This window comes from Amaricoccus sp. (genome assembly GCF_017993425.1).
In the GTDB taxonomy this organism is placed as follows: domain Bacteria; phylum Pseudomonadota; class Alphaproteobacteria; order Rhodobacterales; family Rhodobacteraceae; genus Amaricoccus.
The window spans coordinates 39,368-58,569 of sequence record NZ_JAGOMQ010000005.1; the positions used below are offsets into that span (position 1 = coordinate 39,368).

The following is a 19,202-nucleotide window of genomic DNA, read 5'->3' on the forward strand; positions in this document are numbered from 1 at the left end:
TCCGTGGCTTCACCCGGGATGTGGAAATGCCGCAGGTCCCCCCCGGGCGGGCGCCGCACCCGGACGGCGCCCGCCCGGGCCGCGCCTCAGCGCCGGATCGGGATGACCAGCGCCTCCTTCGGGCGGCCGAACTGGGCGATCCGGACCACCGCCGTCTCGCGCAGCTTCAGGCTGAGCGGCGAGACCTCCACGTCGATCCGGTAGGTCCCCGGGTCGCGCGCGTCCGCGATGCCGATCAGCCGCGCCCCGCCGCTCGTGGTGATCAGGAACCGGTCCGCCAGCCCCGGCCCGACCGGCCCGCCGTTCGCGTCGCGCGGCGTGAAGTAGACCTCCGCCCGCGTCCGGCTCGGCCGCTCCACCGTCACGTCGCTGCCGCGCGGGTCGGCCTTCACGTCGACCGGCGCCTTGTGCCGCGCCTCGCGCGTCACGCAGACCCCGCCGCGGCACAGCTCGAAGATCGCGTGGAACTCGTACTCCCCGTCGACCTTCGCCACGTCCGCCGGCAGCGCCGCCTCCCAGTAATGGTCGCCCGCCACCCCGTCGCCATGCGTGCCGTCGTCGAAGAGCTCGAACTCCAGCGTCTCCGCCCCGATCACCTCGCCCGTCTGCTTCGGATCGACCGCCAGCAGCGCCGCCTCCCGCGGCCCCACCACGTCGCCCTCGATCACCTTGCGCTCCGCCTGCCCGGCCCCCTTCACCGCCAAGGCGCCGAGCCCGTTCAGCGGCCGGGTCACCAGCACCTTCGCCTTGATCGAATCGAACCCCTGCGGCGGCCACGATGTCTCCGGGATCTGGAACGTCGGATGCAGCTCCTCGCCGGTGTAGTAGGTGCTCCGCCACGGATGCGGCAGCACCCGCGCCGGCGCCTCGGTCAGGATGTTGATGAAGAGCTCCTGCCGCGGCGGCGTCGCCGTCGCCGCCTGCACGATCGCCGACGACCCGGCCGAGTTCTTCGCCGCCTCGCTCGCCCGCGGCTCCGCCGGCGCCAGCCCGAAGCTGAAATGCCCGTGCTTCATGTAGGGCGCGAGCTTCTGGTCCTGCTCCAGCAGAACCCCGTCGGCGGCGATCAGGTCCCAGTCGTACTCCCCCGTCGGCTTCGCGCCGACGCAGCCCCAGATCTTCGCCGCCGTCTCGGTGGCGCGGCTGTCGCTGACGATCGCCGGCGGCCCGGCGGGGTCGCACAGGATCCGCGCCAGCGGCTCGTCATAGGGCTGGACCTCCTGCGCCACCTTAGAGGCGTAGACGATCAGGTCGAACCCGCCCCGCTTCAGGAGCGCCGTGAACTCGTGCGCGTCGCGGATGCGGCTCACGTTGGTCACCGTCCCGACCGGCACCTCGTAGAACAGCGCCTGCGCATAGATCGAGTTGTGGTCCTGGAAGCTCATCGCCGTCGTCATCGGCATCTCGTCCTCGTAGTAGAGGACGTTGGCGCAGCCGGCCGGGCAGAGCGTGCGGATCTGCCGGCGGATCAGCTCGATCCCGGCGTCCTCGTCGACGAAGCTGTCGCCGGTGAAGCCGTTGGCGAAGGAGCGCGGCCCCCGCACCGCCTGCGCCTTCCACACCCCGTCGCCCTCGCCCGCGAGCGGCAGCGGGAAGCGCACCACGTGCCAGAGCGGGTTCATCGCGCTCTCGACCGTCGGGTCGCTCAGATCCACCACCTTGCCCGAGGGCGCGGTGACCTGAAGCCGCAGCTCCCCCGGCGGGACCGCCTGGCTCCACGAGCCGACGAAGACCAGCTCGCGGTCGCCGAGCACGGACTGGCTGACCGGGGCCGAGGCCGCGTCGGCCGGCTCCATCGCCACGATCGGATCCATGCCGACGAACGTGTCGAAGATGTCGGCGAAGCAGTCGACGAAGAACTTGCGCAGCTCCAGGTCGCCCGGGCCGCTGACATAGATGCCGCCCTGCAGCTCGGCGAGGTCGCGGAGCTTCGGCCCGTCGAGGCTGCCGGCCGTGCCGAGGCCGACCGCGCAGACATGGGCGTCGTCGAGCGAGCCCTGCACGGCGGCGATGGTCGGCGCGGTGTTCTCGATCCCGTCGGTGAGCAGCAGGATCGCCGGCCGCGCGCTGGCGGCGAGCGTGGTCATCGCCGCCTGCAGGCCGGCCCCGATGCTGGTCGTGCCGGAGGCGACGATCGGCGTCAGCGCCGCCGCCATCGCCGCCGGCGCCGCGCCCGGCCCCGTCAGCCCGAGCTCGACCGGGCTCGCCGCCGCCGAGGAGAACGACACCAGCCCGACCCGGCTGCCGCCGCCGTTCTCGAGCAGGTCGGCGAACAGGTTCGCCGCGTTCTTGGCCGCGACGAGCCGCGTGCCGCCGCCGGCCGTCGGCAGGGTCATGCTGCCGGAGCGGTCGAAGACGATCATCACGTCCGCCGGCTGCAACCGCCGCCAGTTGTCCTGCACGTCGTTGTAGAGGTTGTGATAGCGGTAGAAGATCGGATCGCGCGGCGCGAAGGCGTTGCAGCGGATGTCCGGCAGGCCGGTCGTGCCGTCGCCCGACACGCACTCGCCGAAGCCCCCCGCCGCGGTGCTGGCGTAGCCGATCCGGGTGTGCTGGTTGTTGTGATAGCCCACCACCGCGTCGCCGATCGCCGCCTCCGAGGCGAAGGTGTCGAGCGTGCCGCCGGCCGCCGGCTCGCGGAAGGCGTTCGGCAGCGTCTGGCAGTTCGCCGTGCCGCCCCCCGGGTTCACCCCGTTGCAGGGCGTGTTGGCCGGCCGGCCGTTATGCGTCGGCCCGATGATCGCCCCCGGGCCGGGATTGAAGGTCTGGATGTTCGGATAGCCCATGGCGGCCGAGAACCGCTCGTAGCCGCGCAGGAACTGGCGATGGAAGCCGAGGAAGCGCGCGCCCCAGTTCGGCCCGGTGTTGTCGGGGTTGGTGCAATGCCAGTTCAGGTGGAAATGCAGCACGTTCTGCGGCACGGGCGCCACGCCCGTGCAGGCCCAGGGCGTCGGGAAGAACCCGTCGATACTGGCGATCGGCTGGTTCATCCAGCTGATGTCGGGCTCGTTCTCCGGGTCGAACTGCGCCGAGGCCGGCGTGGCGGAGAGGAGCGCCGCGAGCGCCGCGGCGGCTACCCCGAGCCGCGCGAGGACGTGGCGGTTCCGTGGCGGCATGGTCCGTTGCGGCATGGCGACCCCCTCTTGCGATTTGCGCTTGCGGCCGGACCCCCCGCGGAAAATGCCGCGCATCCGGCCGTCGGCGGCAAGGTTACCACGGAAACGTGTGCCGCTCAATTATGGCGTGTTTCCGCCATCTTGGGCGGCGCTTGGCGGCTGCCCGCCGGATATGCTAGGTTTCGCCCCTGAGAAGCCGGCGCCGAGACCGGCTCACGCCGGCGGATCGTCCGCGCCGGCCGAGGCGGCGAGCAGAGAAGGAGTCCGTCCATGCCCTCCCTGACCCGACGCGGCGTGCTGTCCGCCGCCGCGGCCGGCGGCCTCGCCGCCTGCACGACGCGCCCCGCGAGCCTCCAGGGCAGCGCCGGGGCGCGCATCGACGCGGCGGTCGACGCCGCCACCGCGGAGCTCTTCTCCACGGTCGCGGGCTCGGAGCAGCTCGCCGCCCGGGCGCAGGGGCTGCTCGTCATCCCGAACATCACCGAGCTCGGCTTCTTCGCCGGCGGCGCCTATGGCGAGGGCGCGCTGCGGATCAACGGCGTGACGGTCGACTACTACTCGCTCAGCGCCGTCTCTGTCGGCTTCACCCTCGGGGCGCAGACCTACAACCAGGCCCTCTACTTCCTGACGCCGGAGGCGTTGCAGGAGTTCCGCCTCGCCGACGGCTGGACCCTCGGCGTCGACGCCGCGGTGGTGGTCAACACCGACGGCGCCGCCGGCAGCCTCAACACCGCGAGCTTCAACCGCCCGATCGTCGAGGTCGTCTACGCCCAGCGCGGCCTCCTCGCCGACGCCAGCCTCGCCGGCGCGAAGTACAGCCGCATCTATCGCTGATCCGGTCCACCCGCCAACGGCGCACGACGCCCCCTGGCCCGACCCGGGCGCCCCTCGAGCGAGCGGGCCCTGCCCGCGCGCCCGCGGCGCGACAAGCGGCAGCACCGCTTTCGCCGCGCCGACGGCCGGAGCGCGGCGGCGCGCAGGCCGTCAGGGGTGAAGATTTCTCCGGGAGCGCGCCATCCGTGAGCGCCCCGGCGAGCGCGGCGACGCGCCCGCCCCCGCAGGGCTAGCGAATTCACACTTCTCCTCCAGCCGCCATGGACCGAACGATATGAAGCCGATAGCCGGCCGACCGAAGCGGGCTCCGCCCGCGAGGCCACGGCGCGACAAGCGAAAGCATGGCTTTCGCCGCGCCGACGGCTGGAGCGCGTTGGCGCGGAGGCCGTGAGGGGTGAAGATTTCCCCGTCGCGCGCAATCCGTCCGTGAGCGCCCCGGCGAGCGCGGAATCGCGCTCGCCCCCCGAGGGGCGATCGCGGACGGATTTGCCACGGGTCAAATCCGTCTGGCGTCACCGTCGCGGCCCATTCCTCCCGATCCGTGGCTTCAGCCGGGATGTGTGAATGCCGTAGCCCGCAGGGGCGATCATGGGCGGATTTGCCGCGGGTCAAATCCGTCCGATATCGTTAGGCTCACATTAACCCTCACGCGAAATCAATGGCTTAGCTAATTTTCACGCGTGAACACCCCCGGCTCACGCCGGCCGCAGCGCCGCGATGTTGGCGGCATAGGCCGCCGGCCCCCCGGCGAAGACCGCCGACCCGGCGACCAGCACGTCCGCCCCCGCCGCGACGCAGACCGGCGCGGTCGCCGGCGCGACGCCCCCGTCCACCTGCAGCCGGATCGGCCGGTCCCCGATCCAGCCCCGCAGCTTCCGCAGCTTCGGCAGCTGCGAGCGCAGGAACGACTGCCCCCCGAACCCGGGATTGACCGTCATCACCAGCACCAGATCCACCCGGTCGAGCACGTACTCCACCGCCTCCGGCGGCGTCGACGGCGTGATCGACACGCCCGCCAGGCAGCCGAGGTCGCGGATCGCCGCCAGCGAGCGGTCGAGATGCGGCGAGGCCTCGGCATGGACGGTGATCAGGTCCGCCCCCGCCTCGGCGAAGGCCGCGAGATAGGGATCCGCCGGCGCGATCATCAGATGCACGTCCATCAGCGTCCGGACGAACGGCCGGATCGCCTTCACCACCAGCGGCCCGATGGTCAGGTTCGGCACGAAATGCCCGTCCATCACGTCGACATGCACCCAGTCGGCCCCGGCGTCCTCCACCGCCCGCACCTCCTCGCCGAGCCGGGCGAAGTCGGCCGACAGGATCGAAGGGGCGATCTTCACCCCCGCCGCCAGCGCCTCCGGCCCGATCGCGGCACGCGCCTCCGGCCCGGTCGCAGCACGCGCCTCCGGCGCGCTCATGCCAGCCGCCGGATCAGGCTCGACGTGTCCCACCGGCCGCCGCCGAGGCCCTGCACGTCCTTGTAGAACTGGTCGATCAGCGCCGTCGCCGGCAGGCTCGCCCCGTTGGCGTCCGCCTCGGCGAGGCAGATCCCGAGGTCCTTGCGCATCCAGTCGACCGCGAAGCCGAAGTCGAACTTGCCCGCCAGCATGGTCCTGCCGCGGTTCTCCATCTGCCACGACCCCGCCGCGCCCTTCGAGATCACGTCGAGCACCGCCTCGCCGTCGAGCCCCGCCTTCCGCGCGAAGGCGAGCCCCTCGCTCAGGCCCTGCACCAGCCCGGCGATGCAGATCTGGTTGACCATCTTGGTGAGCTGCCCCGCGCCGACGCCGCCCATCAGCCGGCAGGCCCGCGCATAGGCCATGATCGCCGGCTCCGCGCGGCCATAGGCCTCCGCCGCGCCGCCGCACATCACCGTCAGCGCGCCGTTCTCCGCCCCGGCCTGCCCGCCCGACACCGGCGCGTCGACGAACGAGGCCCCCGCAGCCTCCGCCGCGACGGCGAGCTCCCGCGCCACCTGCGCCGAGGCCGTGGTGTGGTCGATGAACACCGCCCCCTTCTCCAGCCCCGCGAACGCCCCGTCGTCCCCCACCGTGACGCTCCGCAGGTCGTCGTCGTTGCCGACGCAGCAGAACACCAGCTCCGCCCCCTCGGCCGCCTCCGCCGGCGTCGGCGCCGAGCGGCCGCCGTGCTGCTCCACCCAGGCGGCGGCCCGCGCCGGCGAGCGGTTGAAGACCGTCACCTCGTGCCCCTTGGCCGCCAGATGGCCCGCCATGGGAAAGCCCATGACCCCGAGCCCGATGAATGCGACGCGCGCCATGCGACCCTCCGTGCGTGCCTTCCTGCGTTGTCAGCCCCCTGATGGCCTGCTATCCGGAACCGGTCAAGCGGACGGACGGCCGGGAGGCGGCGCGCGCGAATGGCGTTTCTGTTCCGGTGGCTGATGCGCGCCGTCGTCGCGATGGCCGTGCTCGCAGGCCTCGCGCTCGGCCTCGGCTACTACCTCGCGAGCCGCTCGCTGCCGGACTACGACCGGACGCTGACCCTCGCCGGACTGCGCCAGAAGACCGAGATCGTGCGCGACCGCAACGCCGTCCCGCACATCCTCGCGACCGACGACCACGACGCCTTCTTCGCCCTCGGCCTCGTCCACGCCCAGGACCGGCTCTGGCAGATGACGCTGATGCGCCGCACCGCGCAGGGCCGGCTCTCCGAGCTCTTCGGGGTCGAGACGCTGGAGATCGACCGCCTGATGCGGGCGCTCGACCTCTACCCGCTCGCGCAAGCCGCCGTCGCCGTGCAGGATCCGCAGGCCAGGGCCGCCCTCGAGGCCTATGCCGAGGGCGTCAACGCCTGGCTCGGCGTGGTGCAGTCCGAGGCGCTCGGGCGCGGCGCGCCGGAGTTCTTCCTCTTCGACGCCCAGATCGCCCCGTGGACGCCGGCCGACAGCCTCGCGATCCTGAAGCTGATGGCCTTGCAGCTGACCGACAAGGCGGCGCGCGAGACGCTGCGGGCGCAGCTTCTCGTCACCGTGCCGCCGGAGCGGGTGCGCGACGTGATGCCCGACAGCCCGAACGCGCCGCTCCTCGGCCTGCCCGACTTCGGCGCCGCGCTCGCCCCCGGCGCGCCCGTGCGCCACGCCGCCCTGCGCCACTCCCTCGACCCGACCACGCCCGCCGGCACGGCAGGGTCCGGCGCAACGCCCGCCCCCGGCGCGCCCGTGCGCCGCGCCGCCCTGCGCCATCCGCTCGACCCGACCGCGCCCGTCGGCGCGGCGGGGGCCTCGAACGCCTTCGCCGCGGCGCCCCGGCGCACGGCGGGGGGCGCGCCGCTTCTCGCCACCGACCCGCATCTGGCGCTGACCGCGCCGTCGATCTGGATGCTGGCGCGGATCGACCTCGCCTCCGGGCCGGTGATCGGCGGCACCATCCCGGGGATGCCGCTGGTGCTGATCGGCCGCAACCCCGACCTCGGCTGGGGCCTGACCTCGAGCTACCTCGACGACCAGGACGTGTTCATCGAGCGCATCGACCCCGACGACCCCGCCCGCTACCTGACCCCGGAGGGCTGGGCCCCCTTCGTCGAGCGGCAGGTGCAGATCGGGGTCAAGGACGCAGGCCCGGTCGCCGAGACGCTGCGCTGGACCCGGCACGGGCCGGTGCTGCCGCCCGACGCCTTCGGGGTCGCCGCGGTGACGCCGCCGGGACACGTCGCGAGCCTCGGCTGGACCGCGCTGACGGAGGACGACCGCTCGATGAGCGCGGGCCTCGCGCTGATGCGGGCCACCTCGGTGCGCGCCGCCCGAGCCGCGGTGCGCGACTTCGTCGCCCCCTCGCTGATGCTGACGCTGGCCGACCGCAGCGAGATCGCGTTGCAGATGGGCGGCCGCGCCCCGGCGCGCGACCCGGCGAGCGCCAGCCAGGGGGCGATCCCCGCCGCGGGCTGGCTCGCCGCCAACGACTGGAAGGGATTCCGCCCCTACGAGAGCAACCCCTGGGTGCTCGACCCGCCGGGCGGCGTCGTCGTCAACACCAACAACCGGCTGACCGACGCGGCCTTCCCCGACAACCTGAGCTTCGACTGGGGCGACAGCCACCGCATCATCCGGGCCGAGCGGCTGCTGAACGCGCGGGCCTATCACACGCTCGACAGCTTCATCGAGATCCAGACCGACACCGTCTCCGAGGCCGCCCGCACGCTGCTGCCGCTGATCGCCCGCGACCTCTGGTACAGCGGCGAGCCGGCGGCGGCCGGGACGGTCGAGCGGCGGCGGCAGGCGGCGCTGGAGCGGCTGGCGAACTGGACGGGCGAGATGTCCGAGCACACGCCCGAGCCGCTGATCTACGCCGCCTGGATCCGGGCCTTGCAGCGGCGGCTGATCGTCGACGAGCTCGGGCCGCTCGCCGAGAGCCTGCCGGCGCCCGACCCGGTGTTCCTCGAGCGGGTGTTCCGCAACGTCGAGGGGGCCTCGGTCTGGTGCGACGTGGTGCAGACCACCGCGGTGGAGACCTGCGTCGACACGGCGCGGATGGCGCTCGACGAGGCGCTGATCGAGATCGAGGCGCGGTTCGGGACGCGGATGGAGAGCTGGCGCTGGGGCGACGCCCATCAGGCGGTCCACCGGCACCAGACCCTCGGCGGGCTGCCGGTGCTGCGCTACCTCGTCAACATCCGCCAGTCGACGCCGGGGGGCGACCACACGCTGCTGCGCGGCCTCGCGCCCGGCTTCGGGCCGGAGCCCTACCTGAACCTGCACGCCGCCGGGCTGCGCGCCGTCTACGATTTCTCCGACCCCGACGCGAGCGTCTTCGTCATCGCCACGGGCGAGAGCGGGCACCTGCTGTCGCGGCACTACGACGACCTCGCGGCGCTGTGGCGGCGGAGCGAGTACGTCCCGATGTCGCTCGACCCCGCCCTCGCCCGCGCCGGCGCCGTGGGGGTGACCACCCTCCTCCCCGCCGGCGGATGAGCCGCGCGGACGAGGGGTGTTCACGCGTGAATATTCGCTAAACCATTGATTTCACGTGATCGGGTAGTGTGAGCTGAGGATGCTCCACGCTACGGGACTCTTGCCGCTCCCACACGAGACGACCCAGGCCCGTGCGCCTCATGGCGGTTCCAACCGCTGTTCCACGGCGCCGACGGGTCAAAGGGCCGCGAGAAAATCAGCAGGGTTCAAGACAGGAATGTCCTGAAAGGGTGACATCACGCGCAGGTCCCGATCGCCGGTGACGAGGCAATTCGCCTCGCCCATCATCGCAGTTTCCAGAAGCTTATCGTCATCGGGATCTCGGCATCCCATCCTGGCGCCGGTGATCGCGATCCATTCGGACACTGCGTCGAGCTGCACCAGGAAAAGCGCCCTGCCCTCCCGGCTGACATACTTGTCGAACTTCGGGCGCTCGAGGCGCGTGCGCAGCTCGTCGAAGGTCGGTTCCGAGAATAGAAGAACCCCGCCAGCGGCACGAACGGCGTCCACCGCCGCGCGCGGCGGTCCCTTCGGTTGCAGGAGGGCGCTGATCAGGACGTTGGTGTCGAGAACGACGCGATCAGCCCTCATCGGCCAAGAGCGCGTCCAGCTCCGCGTCCGTCAGGCCATTGTCGGTCGCCTGTGCCCCCATGGCGTCCATGGTCGCGCTCAGGCGCTCCCATGCAGCGCCCCGCAGGCGCTCGTATTGCTGCATCGACATCATCACGCCGACCGGCCTGCCCTTCTTTGTCACGCGCACCGGCGCGCTCTGCGCCGAGTCGAGCAGCTGGCCGAAGCGGTTCTTCGCGTCTTTGGCGGCAATCTCTCTCATGTAGCTATTATGGCTATGATGGCCGGATCGTCAACCTGTCGGCTCGGCCCCTCACCCGGCCAGCGTCACCGGCCGTCCCTCCCGCCCCGTCGCGATCAGGGCGTCGATAAGGCGGTGGACGCGCAGGGCCTCCTCGCCCGTCACCTTCGGGTCGCGGCCCTCGCGGAGCGCGGCGACGAAGTCCGCCATGACCGCCCGGTGGTAGTCGTGGGGAAACGCCATCGGATCGGCGCCCGTGCCGCCGGCGCTGCCGTCCGGCTCGATCGCCTCGCGGCGGCCGTCGCTGAACTGCACCGAGAGCTCCGCCCCGCGCAAGAGCGCCGTGCCCCGCTCGCAGGCGAGCGCGATCTCCTCGGCGAAGCCGGGATAGGCCGCCGTCGTCGCCTCGATCGTGCCGATCGCCCCGCTCGCGAACCGCGCCGCGGCGGCGACCATGTCCTCCGCCTCCATCCGGTGCAGCGGCGTCGTCGCGACGAAGCCGGTCACCGCCTCGATCGGCCCGGCGAGGCTCAGCATCAGGTCGAGCGTGTGGATGCCCTGCGTCATCAGCACCCCGCCGCCGTCCCGCGCCAGCGTGCCCCGGCCGGGCTCGTCGTAGTAGGACTGCGGCCGCCACAGCCGGATCGTCGTCGAGCAGCCGACCACCCGCCCGAGCGCCCCGGAGGCGAGCAGCTCGGCGAGCCGCATCCCCGCCGGCCGGAACCGGTGCTGGAGCACCACCCCGAGCCGCACCCCCGCCTCGCGGCAGGAGCGCACCAGCGCCTCGGCCCGCGCCGTGCTGACCTCGAGCGGCTTCTCCATCAGCACGTGCTTGCCGGCCGCCGCGCAGGCGAGGCCAATCTCGGCATGGGTGTTCGGCGGGGTGAACACCGCCACCGCCTCGATGCCCGGGTCGCCGAGGATCGCGTCGAGGCTGTCGCAGGTCGGGAACGGAAACCGCGCGGCGAACGCCTCCCGCCGCGCCGCGCTCGGGCTGAAGGCCGCCGCCACCTCGACCTCGCCGGCAAGGTCCAGGAGCCCCTTCGCGTGGGGCGTCACCGCCATGCCCAGCCCGACGATGGCGATGCGGGTCCGCGCCACGCTCACGCCTCCAGCCGGCTGATCATCACCGTGCAGAACGGCTTCTTGCCGATCGTGTCGTTGCAGATCCGCGCCACGGTCCGGGTGGCGAGCTGCTCCACCGCGTCGTCGTCGCCGAGGTCGCGCGGCTTCATCCGGGCGAGGTTGCGGTCGATGTCGGCCTCGATCGTGCCGGCGAGGCCGTCGCGCAGGCGGGGCGCCTCGGGCAGGCCCACGGTCTCGACCCAGGTCCCGCCGAGCGGCTTGCCCGCCTCGTCGATCAGGATCGACACGGTGACATGCCCGCGGATCGCCATGCGCAGCCGGTCGCGGATGATGCCGTCCATCGCGCCGATCAGCTGCGTGCCGTCGAGATAGACCCGGCCGGTCTCGATCCGCTCGACGATCCGCGGCGCGCCGGGGGCGAGCTCGACCATCGCCCCGTTCGGCGCGACGATCGCAGGCCGGCCGAGCTCGCGGGCAAGCTCCGCGTGGGTGGAGAGGTGCCGGTGCTCGCCGTGCATCGGGACGACCACGCCGGGCCGGACGAGGTCGTGCATCAGCGTCAGGTCGGGGCGGTTGGGGTGGCCGGAGACGTGGTAGCGGCCGTCGTCCTCGATCGCCCGCACCCCGCGCTCGGAGAGCGCGTTGAGGATGCGCGCGACGCCCACCTCGTTGCCGGGGATGGTCTTGGACGAGAACAGGTACGTGTCGCCCGGCCGCAGCTCCAGCCCCATGAAGCGCCCCTGGGCGAGCTGCGCCGTGGCGGCGCGGCGCTCGCCCTGGCTGCCGGTGGCGAGGACGAGCAGCTTGTCGCGGGGGACGGTGTCGGCGTCGAGGGGGTCGATGGTCTCGGGGAAGCTGTCGAGCACCTCCGAGGTGCGGGCGGTCTTGAGCATCGTGTTCATGGCGCGGCCGAGCACGATGATCTTGCGGCCGGCGTCGCGGCCGGCCTCGGCCAGCGTCTTGAGGCGGGCGACGTTGGAGGCGAAGGTGGTGGCGACCACCATCCCCTCCGCCTCGGCCATCAGCGCCCGGATCGGCTCGGCCAGCGTCGCCTCGGACCGGCCGGGATTGGGCTGGAACACGTTGGTGGAATCGCAGGTCATCGCCAGCACGCCCGCGTCGCCGATGGCGCGGAAGGCGTCGTCGGCGAAGGGCTCGCCGACCACCGGGGTGCGGTCGACCTTGAAGTCCGCCGTGTGCAGGATGCGGCCGAGCGGCGTCTCGATCAGCAGCGACGAGCATTCCGGGATGGAATGCGCGATCGGCACGAAGCCGACCTGGAACGGGCCGGCATGGACCATGTGCGGCCAGGCTTGCGTCTGGTGGACCATGGCGGTGTCCTGGCCGGCGCGCTCCATCTTGTTCTGGGCGATCGCCGCGGTGAAGCGGCGGGCGTAGACGGGCACGCGCAGGCGGTGGAACAGGATGCCGAGGGCGCCGATATGGTCCTCGTGGGCATGGGTGATGAAGATCGCCTCGAGCCGGTCGGCGCGCGCCTGCACCCAGGCGGGGTCGGCCATGATCAGCTCGACGCCGGGGGCGTTCTCCATGGTCGGGAATGTCACGCCGACGTCGACGAGGATCAGCCGCTCGGCCCCCTCGGGGCCGTAGCCGTAGACGTACATGTTCATGCCGATCTCGCCCGCCCCGCCGAGGGGCAGGTAGATCAGCCGGTCGGGTTTCGCCATGGCGGCTCCCCTACTCCTTGTTGAGGGCGTCGATCAGCACGAGGCCGTGGATGGTGAGGTCGGGGTCGATGATCTGCAGGACGTCGGTCGCCTGGGCGAAGAGGGTGGAGAGGCCGCCGGTGCCTATCACCTTCATCGGCACGCCGCGCTCCTCGCGGATGCGGGCGCAGAGGCCCTCGATCAGGCCGATATAGCCCCAGAACACCCCGGACTGCATGCAGGCGACGGTGTTGGTGCCGACGACCTTGTCCGGCTTGGTGACGTCGATGAAGGGGAGCGCCGCGGCCGCGTCGTGGAGCGCCTTGAGCGAGAGGTTGACGCCGGGGGCGATCACCCCGCCGACATAGGCGCCGTCGTGGTCGACGACGTCGAGGGTGGTGGCGGTGCCGAAGTCGACGACGATCAGGTCGCCGCCGTAGCGGTCGAAGGCGCCGACGGTGTTGACGAGGCGGTCGGCGCCGACATGGGCGGTCGGGTCGACGCGGACGGGGACGCCGAGCTTCACCTCCGGCTTGCCGACGACCTTGGGCCGCGTGTGGAAGTAGCGGTCGGAGAGGATGCGGAGGTTGAGCACCACCTGCGGCACCACGGAGGAGATGACGACGGAGCTGACCTCGAGCTTGTGGCCGGCGTTCTCCATCAGCTGCGAGAGCCAGACGAAATACTCGTCCGCCGTGCGCTGGCGCTCGGTGCGGCAGCGCCACTCGGCGACGGTCGAGCGCCCGTCGTGGAGGGCGAACACCGTGTTGGTGTTGCCGACGTCAATCGCGAGCAGCATGGGCGGGCTCTCCGGGGAAATGCACCTCGGCCGCGGGCAGGACCTCCTGCCCCGTGGCGGTCGCGAGGACGAGGGCGCCGCTCAGGTCCACGGTCTCGAACCGGCCCGCGACGCTGCGGGTGGGCAGGCGGGCGACGATCGGCTCGCCGAGCCGGGCGGCGCGGGCGAGCCAGGCGGCGCGCACCGGCGCGAAGCCCTCGGCGCGGAAGCGGGCCTCCCAGCGGGCGAAGGCCGCGGCGAGGAGGTCGAGGAAGGCCTCCGGGTCGGGCGGAGCGCCGAGCTCGGCGAGCGCGGCGGGCGGCACGGCGCCGGGCTCCAGCGTGGTCGCCTCCGGCATGGCGGCGAGGTTGACGCCGAAGCCGATGACGAGGGCGAGCGGACCTTCGGGGCGGCCGCCGGTCTCGAGCAGGATGCCGGCGAGCTTGCGGCCGTCGAGCAGCACGTCGTTCGGCCATTTCAGCGTGAAGCGGGCCGGACGGCCGGTGGCGGCGGCGCAGGCGTCGTGGAGCGCCAGCGCGGCGACGAAGGAGCGCAGCGCCGCCTCGGCGGGCCCGGCGCCGGGGGTGGTCAGCAGGCTCGCGGCGAGGTTCCCCTCCGGCATCGACCAGGCGCGGCCGCGGCGGCCGCGGGCCGCGCTCTGGGCGCGGGCGAGGATCCAGGTCGGGCCGCGCTCGCCGGCGGCGGCGAGGCGCAGGGCCTCGGCGTTGGTGCTGTCGAGCCGGTCGTGGACCGCCCGTCCATACCCGTCGGGCCAGGCCACGCTACTGGAAGAGCGTCGCGGCGGCGGCGCCGGCGATGGTCTCGACCCCGAAGAGATTGACGATGCCGAGCAGCATGGCGAGCGCCGAGGCGCCGAGGAAGGCCCAGTGCAGCCCCGGCATCCGCCCGTCGAGCCCGTCGACCGCCTCGCCGAAATACATCAGGAAGACGATGCGGAGATAGTAGTAGGCGGCGATCACGCTCGCCACCACGCCGGCGACGGCGAGCCAGACGAGGCCGGCGTCGACCGCGGCGGCGAGCACGTAGAACTTCCCGAAGAACCCGACCAGCGGCGGCACGCCGGCCATCGAGAACATCAGCACCGCGAAAGCCGCCGCCCGCGCCGGGGCGACGCGGGAGTAGAGCCCGAGCGAGGCGAGGTCGGTGACCGGCTTGCCGTCCTTCTCCATGTTGAGGATGAAGGCGAACGCGCCCACGTTCATCGTCACGTAGATCGCGAGGTAGATCAGCAGCGCCTGCGCACCCTGCTCGGTGCCCGCGGCCATCCCCATCAGCACGAAGCCCATGTGGTTGATCGAGGAATAGGCCATCAGCCGCTTGATGTTGCGCTGCCCGATCGCGGCGACGGCGCCGAGGAACATCGAGGCGATGGAGAGGAAGACGAGGATCTGCTGCCAGTCGGTGGTCGCGCCGCCGAAGGCGTCGTAGAGCACCCGGGCGAACATCACCGCCGCCGCCACCTTGGGCGCGGTGGCGAAGAACAGCGTCACCGGGGTGGGCGAGCCCTCGTAGACGTCGGGCGTCCACATGTGGAACGGCGCGGCGGAGACCTTGAAGGCCATGCCGGCCGACAGGAACACCAGCCCGAACAGCAGCCCGAGCGGCACGTGCCCGTCCTGGAGCGAGGCCCCGATCCCGGCGAAGGCGGTCGTGCCGGAATAGCCGTAGGTGAGCGAGGCGCCGTAGAGCAGGAGGCCCGAGGAGAGGGCGCCGAGGACGAAGTACTTCAGCCCCGCCTCGGTCGAGCGCAAGCTGTCGCGCCGGAAGGCCGCGACGACGTAGAGCGCCAGCGATTGCAGCTCCAGCCCGAGATAGAGCACGATCAGGTCGCGCGCCGAGACCATGGTCATCATGCCGATGGTCGCGAGGATGCCGAGGACCGGATACTCGTATTTCAGCAGGTCGTTGCGCTTCAGGTAGTCGTGGCTCAGCGCCAGCGTCGCGCTCGCGCCGAACAGGATCAGCACCTTGGCGAAGCGGGCGAACCCGTCCGAGACGAAGGAGCCGCCGAAGGCCTCGCGGGCGCCCTCCGGCTGGAAGCCGATCCAGAGCCCGACCAGCGCGAGGACGATGGCGGTCGCCCAGAGGATCGGCCCGTCCATCGCCCGGGAGCTGAACGAGCCGAGCATGAGGAAGGCCATCGCGAGAACCGCGAGCAGGAGCTCCGGCGCGACGACGGCGAGGTTCTGGGAGAGCATCGCGTCTCTTTCCTCAGTTGGCGGCGAGCTGCACGGCCGCGTCGGCGGCCGCGGCGGCGGCGGTCTCCTGCGCGTGGATCAGCGCCGAGACGGAGGGGCCGATGACGTCGAGCACCGCCGCCGGATAGACGCCGAGGAAGATCGTGCCGGCGACCAGCGGCGCGAACAGCAGCTTCTCGCGGCGGCTCATGTCCTGGATGGTCTTGAGGCTGCCCTTGATCAGGTCGCCGAACACCACGCGCCGGTAAAGATAGAGCGCATAGGCCGCCGACAGGATCACCCCCGTGGCGGCGAAGAACGCCACCCAGGTCGAGACCTGGTAGACCCCGGCGAGCGTCAGGAACTCGCCGACGAAGCCCGAGGTGCCGGGCAGGCCGACATTGCCCATGGTGAACAGCATGAAGATCAGCGCATAGGCCGGCATCCGCACCACGAGCCCGCCATAGGCGGAGATCTCGCGGGTGTGCATCCGGTCGTAGATCACGCCGACGATGAGGAAGAGCGCGCCGGAGATGAAGCCGTGGGAGATCATCTGGAAGAGCGCGCCGTCGATCCCCTGCTGGTTGAAGGCGAAGATGCCCATCGTCACGAAGCCCATGTGGGCGACGGAGGAATAGGCGATCAGCTTCTTCATGTCCTCCTGCACCAGCGCGACGAGGCTCGTGTAGATGATCGCCGTCGCGGAGAGGAAGAACACGAAGCCCTGCATCACCTCCGACCCGACCGGGAACATCGGCAGGCTGAAGCGCAGGAAGCCGTAGCCGCCCATCTTCAGGAGGATCGCCGCCAGCACCACCGAGCCCGCCGTCGGCGCCTGCACGTGGGCGTCCGGCAGCCAGGTATGCACCGGCCACATCGGCATCTTCACCGCGAAGGAGGCGAAGAAGGCGAGGAAGAGCAGCGTCTGCACCCCGCCGACCACGGTGATCCCGAGGACGGAGATCGGGTCCGAGCTGAACTGGTGGGTCATCAGCGTCGGGATGTCGGTGGTGCCCGCCTGCATCCACATCGCGATCATCGCGACGAGCATCAGCACCGAGCCGAGGAAGGTGTAGAGGAAGAACTTGAAGCTCGCGTAGATGCGGTCCTTGCCGCCCCAGATGCCGATGATCAGGAACATCGGGATCAGGCCGGCCTCGAAGAAGATGTAGAAGAGCACGAGATCGAGCGCGACGAAGACCCCGATCATGAAGGTCTCGAGCACCAGGAAGGCGACCATGTATTCCTTGACCCGCGTCTCGACGTGCCAGGAGGCGCCGATGACGATGGGCATCAGGAAGGTCGTCAGCATCACGAAGAGCACCGACAGCCCGTCGACGCCGAGCTTGTAGGTGAGCCCGCCGAGCCAGGGGCTCTCCTCGACGAACTGGAAGCCGGTGTTCGCGGGGTCGAACCCGGTCATGATGAAGAGCGACAGCACGAAGGTCGCCGTCGTGGTGAAGAGCGCCAGCATCTTGGCGTTCTTCTGCGCCTGCTCGTCCTCGCCGCGCAGGAACACGAGCAGGACGACGGCGCCGATCAGCGGCAGGAAGGTGACGAGCGAGAGCAGGTTGTCCATGTCAGTGCGCTCCCCGCACCATCATCCAGAGCGTGATCGCGACGAGCCCCAGCACCATGGCGAAGGCGTAGTGGAAGACGTAGCCCGACTGCGCCCGCCCCGCGAGCCGCGTGACCCAGGGCACGAAGCCCATGGCGACGCCGTTGATCAGGCCGTCGATCGTGCCCCCGTCGCCCCTCCTCCACAGGAAGCGGCCGAGCCAGAACGTCGGCCGGACGAGCAGGAAGTCGTAGATCTCGTCGAAGTACCACTTGTTGTAGAGGAAGTTGTAGAGCGCCCATTGCTGCTTCGCGAGCCGCCCCGGCAGGGACGGGTTGCGGATGTAGAACTGGTACGCGAGCCCCAGCCCGAGCAGCATGGCGATGAACGGCGAGGCCTTGACCCAGGCCGGCGAGTGGTGCGCGTCGTCCATGACGTGGTTGTCGGCCGCCGCGAAGAGCGCGCCCTGCTCCCAGCCATGCGCGAGCTCGCCCGCATGCTCCTCCGCCGCCGCGCCCTGCGCCTCGGCGGTCTCGGCCGCGACCACGTGGCCCTCGGCCGGGGCGGCTTCGGCGGCGTGGCCCTCGGCGGCCGCGTGGTCCTCGGCCGGCGCGGTCGAGGCGGCCGTGCCCTCGGCCGGCGCCTCGCCGTGGCCGGCGCCCGGCTCGCCCTCGGCGGCCTCGACGTGGTGCGCCGGCATCCCGAAGAAGCTCAGGAAGCTGTCGTGGTTTCCGAAGAACGGCTTGTACCAGATCATGCCGGCCAGCACCGCGCCGACCGCGAGCACGCCGAGCGGGATCAGCATCACCCGCGGGCTCTCGTGCGCGTGGTCGTGCGCGTGGTGGTCGCCCCGCGGCGTCCCGTAGAAGGTCAGGAAGATCAGCCGCCACGAATAGAACGAGGTCATCGCGGCGGAGAGGAGCAGCAGCACGAAGGCGTAGCCCGCCGGGCCGGTGCCGCCGGCCCAGGCGCTCTCGACGATCGCGTCCTTGGAGAGGAAGCCCGCGAAGCCGATCGAGGTCAGCGGGATGCCGACGCCGGTGATGGCGAGCGTGCCGATCATCATCATCCAGAAGGTGACGGGGATCTTGTCCTTGAGCCCGCCGTAGTTCCGCATGTCCTGCTCGTGGTGCATCGCGTGGATGACCGAGCCGGCGCAGAGGAAGAGGAGGGCCTTGAAGAAGGCGTGGGTGAAGAGGTGGAACATCGCCGCCGAGTAGACGCCGACGCCGGCCGCGACGAACATGTAGCCGAGCTGCGAGCAGGTCGAGTAGGCGATCACCCGCTTGATGTCGTTCTGCACGAGGCCGACGGTCGCGGCGAAGAACGCCGTCGTGGCGCCGATGATGACGATGAAGTCCTTGGCGTAGGGCGCGAACTCGATCACCGGCGACATGCGGCAGACGAGGAACACGCCCGCGGTGACCATGGTCGCGGCGTGGATGAGGGCGGAGACCGGGGTCGGGCCCTCCATGGCGTCCGGCAACCAGGTGTGCAGGAAGAGCTGCGCCGACTTGCCCATGGCGCCGACGAAGAGCAGCACCGAGATCACCTCGGCGGCGTTCCAGTCGCGCCAGAGGAAGTGGAACTGCGAGGCCGCGAGCGTCGGGCCGGCGGCGAAGACGTCGTCGAACCAGATCGAGTCGACCATCACGTAGACGCCGAGGATGCCGAGCACGAAGCCGAAGTCGCCGACGCGGTTGACGACGAAGGCCTTGATGGCGGCGGCGTTGGCGGACGACTTGCGGTAGTAGAAGCCGATCAGCAGGTAAGAGGCGACGCCGACGCCCTCCCAGCCGAAGAACATCTGGAGGAGGTTGTCGGCGGTCACCAGCGCCAGCATGGCGAAGGTGAAGAACGACAGATAGGCGAAGAACCGCGGCTTGTAGCTCTCGCCGTGCTTCCAGTTGTCGTCATGGGCCATGTAGCCCAGCGAGTACATGTGGACGAGCGCCGATACCGTGGTGACGACGATCAGCATGATCGCGGTCAGCCGGTCGAGCCGGACGCCCCAGTCGACGGCCAGCGTGCCGGACTGGATCCACGGGAAGAGCTGCACGTGCCGCGCCACGCCGTCGAAGCCGAGGAACACGATCCACGACAGCAGGCAGCACAGGAACAGCACGCCGGTGGCGAGATACGTCGCCGCCTGCTCGCCCATGAACTTCCAGCCGAAGCCGCAGAGGAGGGCGGCGAACAGCGGCGCGAGGAGGATGATGGTGACCAT

14 protein-coding genes are annotated in these 19,202 nt (G+C 71.3%); 2 read left to right on the top strand and 12 right to left on the bottom strand.

Annotation, left to right across the window (positions count from 1 at the left end; all coding sequences use genetic code 11):
* Nucleotides 1-86: 86 nt before the first annotated feature.
* A complete protein-coding gene (locus KBB57_RS03720; RefSeq protein WP_290746995.1) occupies nt 87-3,131 on the bottom strand; it encodes a vWA domain-containing protein in 3,045 nt (1,014 codons plus the stop codon).
* Between the two features lie 255 nt (nt 3,132-3,386).
* Here KBB57_RS03720 and KBB57_RS03725 point away from each other — a divergent pair, with 255 nt between their 5' ends.
* Entirely contained in the window at nt 3,387-3,950 is a 564-nt protein-coding gene (locus KBB57_RS03725; protein WP_290746997.1) for a YSC84-related protein, read from the top strand.
* 695 nt (nt 3,951-4,645) lie between these two features.
* Here the strand turns inward: KBB57_RS03725 and rpe are convergent.
* Both rpe and KBB57_RS03735 read right to left on the bottom strand, forming a co-directional pair.
* Nucleotides 4,646-5,368, bottom strand: coding sequence for a ribulose-phosphate 3-epimerase (gene rpe / locus KBB57_RS03730; RefSeq protein WP_290747000.1), 723 nt, complete (start codon nt 5,366-5,368; stop codon nt 4,646-4,648).
* Nucleotides 5,365-6,228 carry an NAD(P)-dependent oxidoreductase gene (locus KBB57_RS03735; RefSeq protein ID WP_290747003.1) on the bottom strand — a complete coding sequence of 288 codons (864 nt, stop codon included), beginning with the start codon at nt 6,226-6,228 and terminating at the stop codon, nt 5,365-5,367. The genes rpe and KBB57_RS03735 overlap by 4 nt, the downstream gene beginning before the upstream one ends.
* Before the next feature lie 99 nt (nt 6,229-6,327).
* Here KBB57_RS03735 and KBB57_RS03740 point away from each other — a divergent pair, with 99 nt between their 5' ends.
* Nucleotides 6,328-8,877 carry a penicillin acylase family protein gene (locus KBB57_RS03740; RefSeq protein ID WP_290747006.1) on the top strand — a complete coding sequence of 850 codons (2,550 nt, stop codon included), beginning with the start codon at nt 6,328-6,330 and terminating at the stop codon, nt 8,875-8,877.
* Nucleotides 8,878-9,054: 177 nt separating this feature from the next.
* Here the strand turns inward: KBB57_RS03740 and KBB57_RS03745 are convergent, their stop codons facing one another.
* The 9 genes from KBB57_RS03745 to nuoL are packed head-to-tail and all read right to left on the bottom strand — an operon-like array spanning nt 9,055 to nt 19,202.
* Nucleotides 9,055-9,468 (bottom strand): putative toxin-antitoxin system toxin component, PIN family, encoded by a 414-nt coding sequence (locus tag KBB57_RS03745; RefSeq protein WP_290747008.1) that lies wholly within the window; start codon nt 9,466-9,468, stop codon nt 9,055-9,057.
* A complete protein-coding gene (locus KBB57_RS03750; RefSeq protein ID WP_290747011.1) occupies nt 9,458-9,709 on the bottom strand; it encodes a type II toxin-antitoxin system Phd/YefM family antitoxin in 252 nt (83 codons plus the stop codon). Before KBB57_RS03750 ends, KBB57_RS03745 begins: the two co-directional genes overlap by 11 nt.
* Nucleotides 9,710-9,760: 51 nt before the next feature.
* Complete coding sequence (locus KBB57_RS03755; RefSeq protein WP_290747014.1) at nt 9,761-10,789, bottom strand: Gfo/Idh/MocA family oxidoreductase; 1,029 nt, start codon at nt 10,787-10,789, stop codon at nt 9,761-9,763.
* Between the two features lie 2 nt (nt 10,790-10,791).
* Nucleotides 10,792-12,462 carry a ribonuclease J gene (locus KBB57_RS03760; protein WP_290747017.1) on the bottom strand — a complete coding sequence of 557 codons (1,671 nt, stop codon included), beginning with the start codon at nt 12,460-12,462 and terminating at the stop codon, nt 10,792-10,794.
* Between the two features lie 10 nt (nt 12,463-12,472).
* Nucleotides 12,473-13,240 (bottom strand): type III pantothenate kinase, encoded by a 768-nt coding sequence (locus KBB57_RS03765; RefSeq protein ID WP_290747020.1) that lies wholly within the window; start codon nt 13,238-13,240, stop codon nt 12,473-12,475.
* A complete protein-coding gene (locus KBB57_RS03770; RefSeq protein WP_290747023.1) occupies nt 13,224-14,000 on the bottom strand; it encodes a biotin--[acetyl-CoA-carboxylase] ligase in 777 nt (258 codons plus the stop codon). The genes KBB57_RS03765 and KBB57_RS03770 overlap by 17 nt, the downstream gene beginning before the upstream one ends.
* A gap of 1 nt (nt 14,001) precedes the next feature.
* On the bottom strand, nt 14,002-15,438 hold the full coding sequence (gene nuoN, locus KBB57_RS03775) for an NADH-quinone oxidoreductase subunit NuoN (protein WP_290747025.1): 1,437 nt from the start codon (nt 15,436-15,438) through the stop codon (nt 14,002-14,004).
* Between the two features lie 13 nt (nt 15,439-15,451).
* Nucleotides 15,452-16,996, bottom strand: a complete 1,545-nt coding sequence (locus KBB57_RS03780; protein WP_290747029.1) for an NADH-quinone oxidoreductase subunit M — start codon at nt 16,994-16,996, stop codon at nt 15,452-15,454.
* A 1-nt stretch (nt 16,997) separates the two neighbouring features.
* Complete coding sequence (gene nuoL / locus KBB57_RS03785) at nt 16,998-19,202, bottom strand: NADH-quinone oxidoreductase subunit L (protein WP_290747033.1); 2,205 nt, start codon at nt 19,200-19,202, stop codon at nt 16,998-17,000.

Coding starts and splice junctions, on each gene's coding strand:
- KBB57_RS03720 (WP_290746995.1), bottom strand. CDS start 3,131: ATGCCGCAACGGACCATGCCGCCACGGAACCGCCACGTCCTCGCGCGG.
- KBB57_RS03725 (WP_290746997.1), top strand. CDS start 3,387: ATGCCCTCCCTGACCCGACGCGGCGTGCTGTCCGCCGCCGCGGCCGGC.
- rpe (WP_290747000.1), bottom strand. CDS start 5,368: ATGAGCGCGCCGGAGGCGCGTGCTGCGACCGGGCCGGAGGCGCGTGCC.
- KBB57_RS03735 (WP_290747003.1), bottom strand. CDS start 6,228: ATGGCGCGCGTCGCATTCATCGGGCTCGGGGTCATGGGCTTTCCCATG.
- KBB57_RS03740 (WP_290747006.1), top strand. CDS start 6,328: ATGGCGTTTCTGTTCCGGTGGCTGATGCGCGCCGTCGTCGCGATGGCC.
- KBB57_RS03745 (WP_290747008.1), bottom strand. CDS start 9,468: ATGAGGGCTGATCGCGTCGTTCTCGACACCAACGTCCTGATCAGCGCC.
- KBB57_RS03750 (WP_290747011.1), bottom strand. CDS start 9,709: ATGAGAGAGATTGCCGCCAAAGACGCGAAGAACCGCTTCGGCCAGCTG.
- KBB57_RS03760 (WP_290747017.1), bottom strand. CDS start 12,462: ATGGCGAAACCCGACCGGCTGATCTACCTGCCCCTCGGCGGGGCGGGC.
- KBB57_RS03765 (WP_290747020.1), bottom strand. CDS start 13,240: ATGCTGCTCGCGATTGACGTCGGCAACACCAACACGGTGTTCGCCCTC.
- nuoN (WP_290747025.1), bottom strand. CDS start 15,438: ATGCTCTCCCAGAACCTCGCCGTCGTCGCGCCGGAGCTCCTGCTCGCG.
- KBB57_RS03780 (WP_290747029.1), bottom strand. CDS start 16,996: ATGGACAACCTGCTCTCGCTCGTCACCTTCCTGCCGCTGATCGGCGCC.
- nuoL (WP_290747033.1), bottom strand. CDS start 19,202: ATGGTCACCATCATCCTCCTCGCGCCGCTGTTCGCCGCCCTCCTCTGC.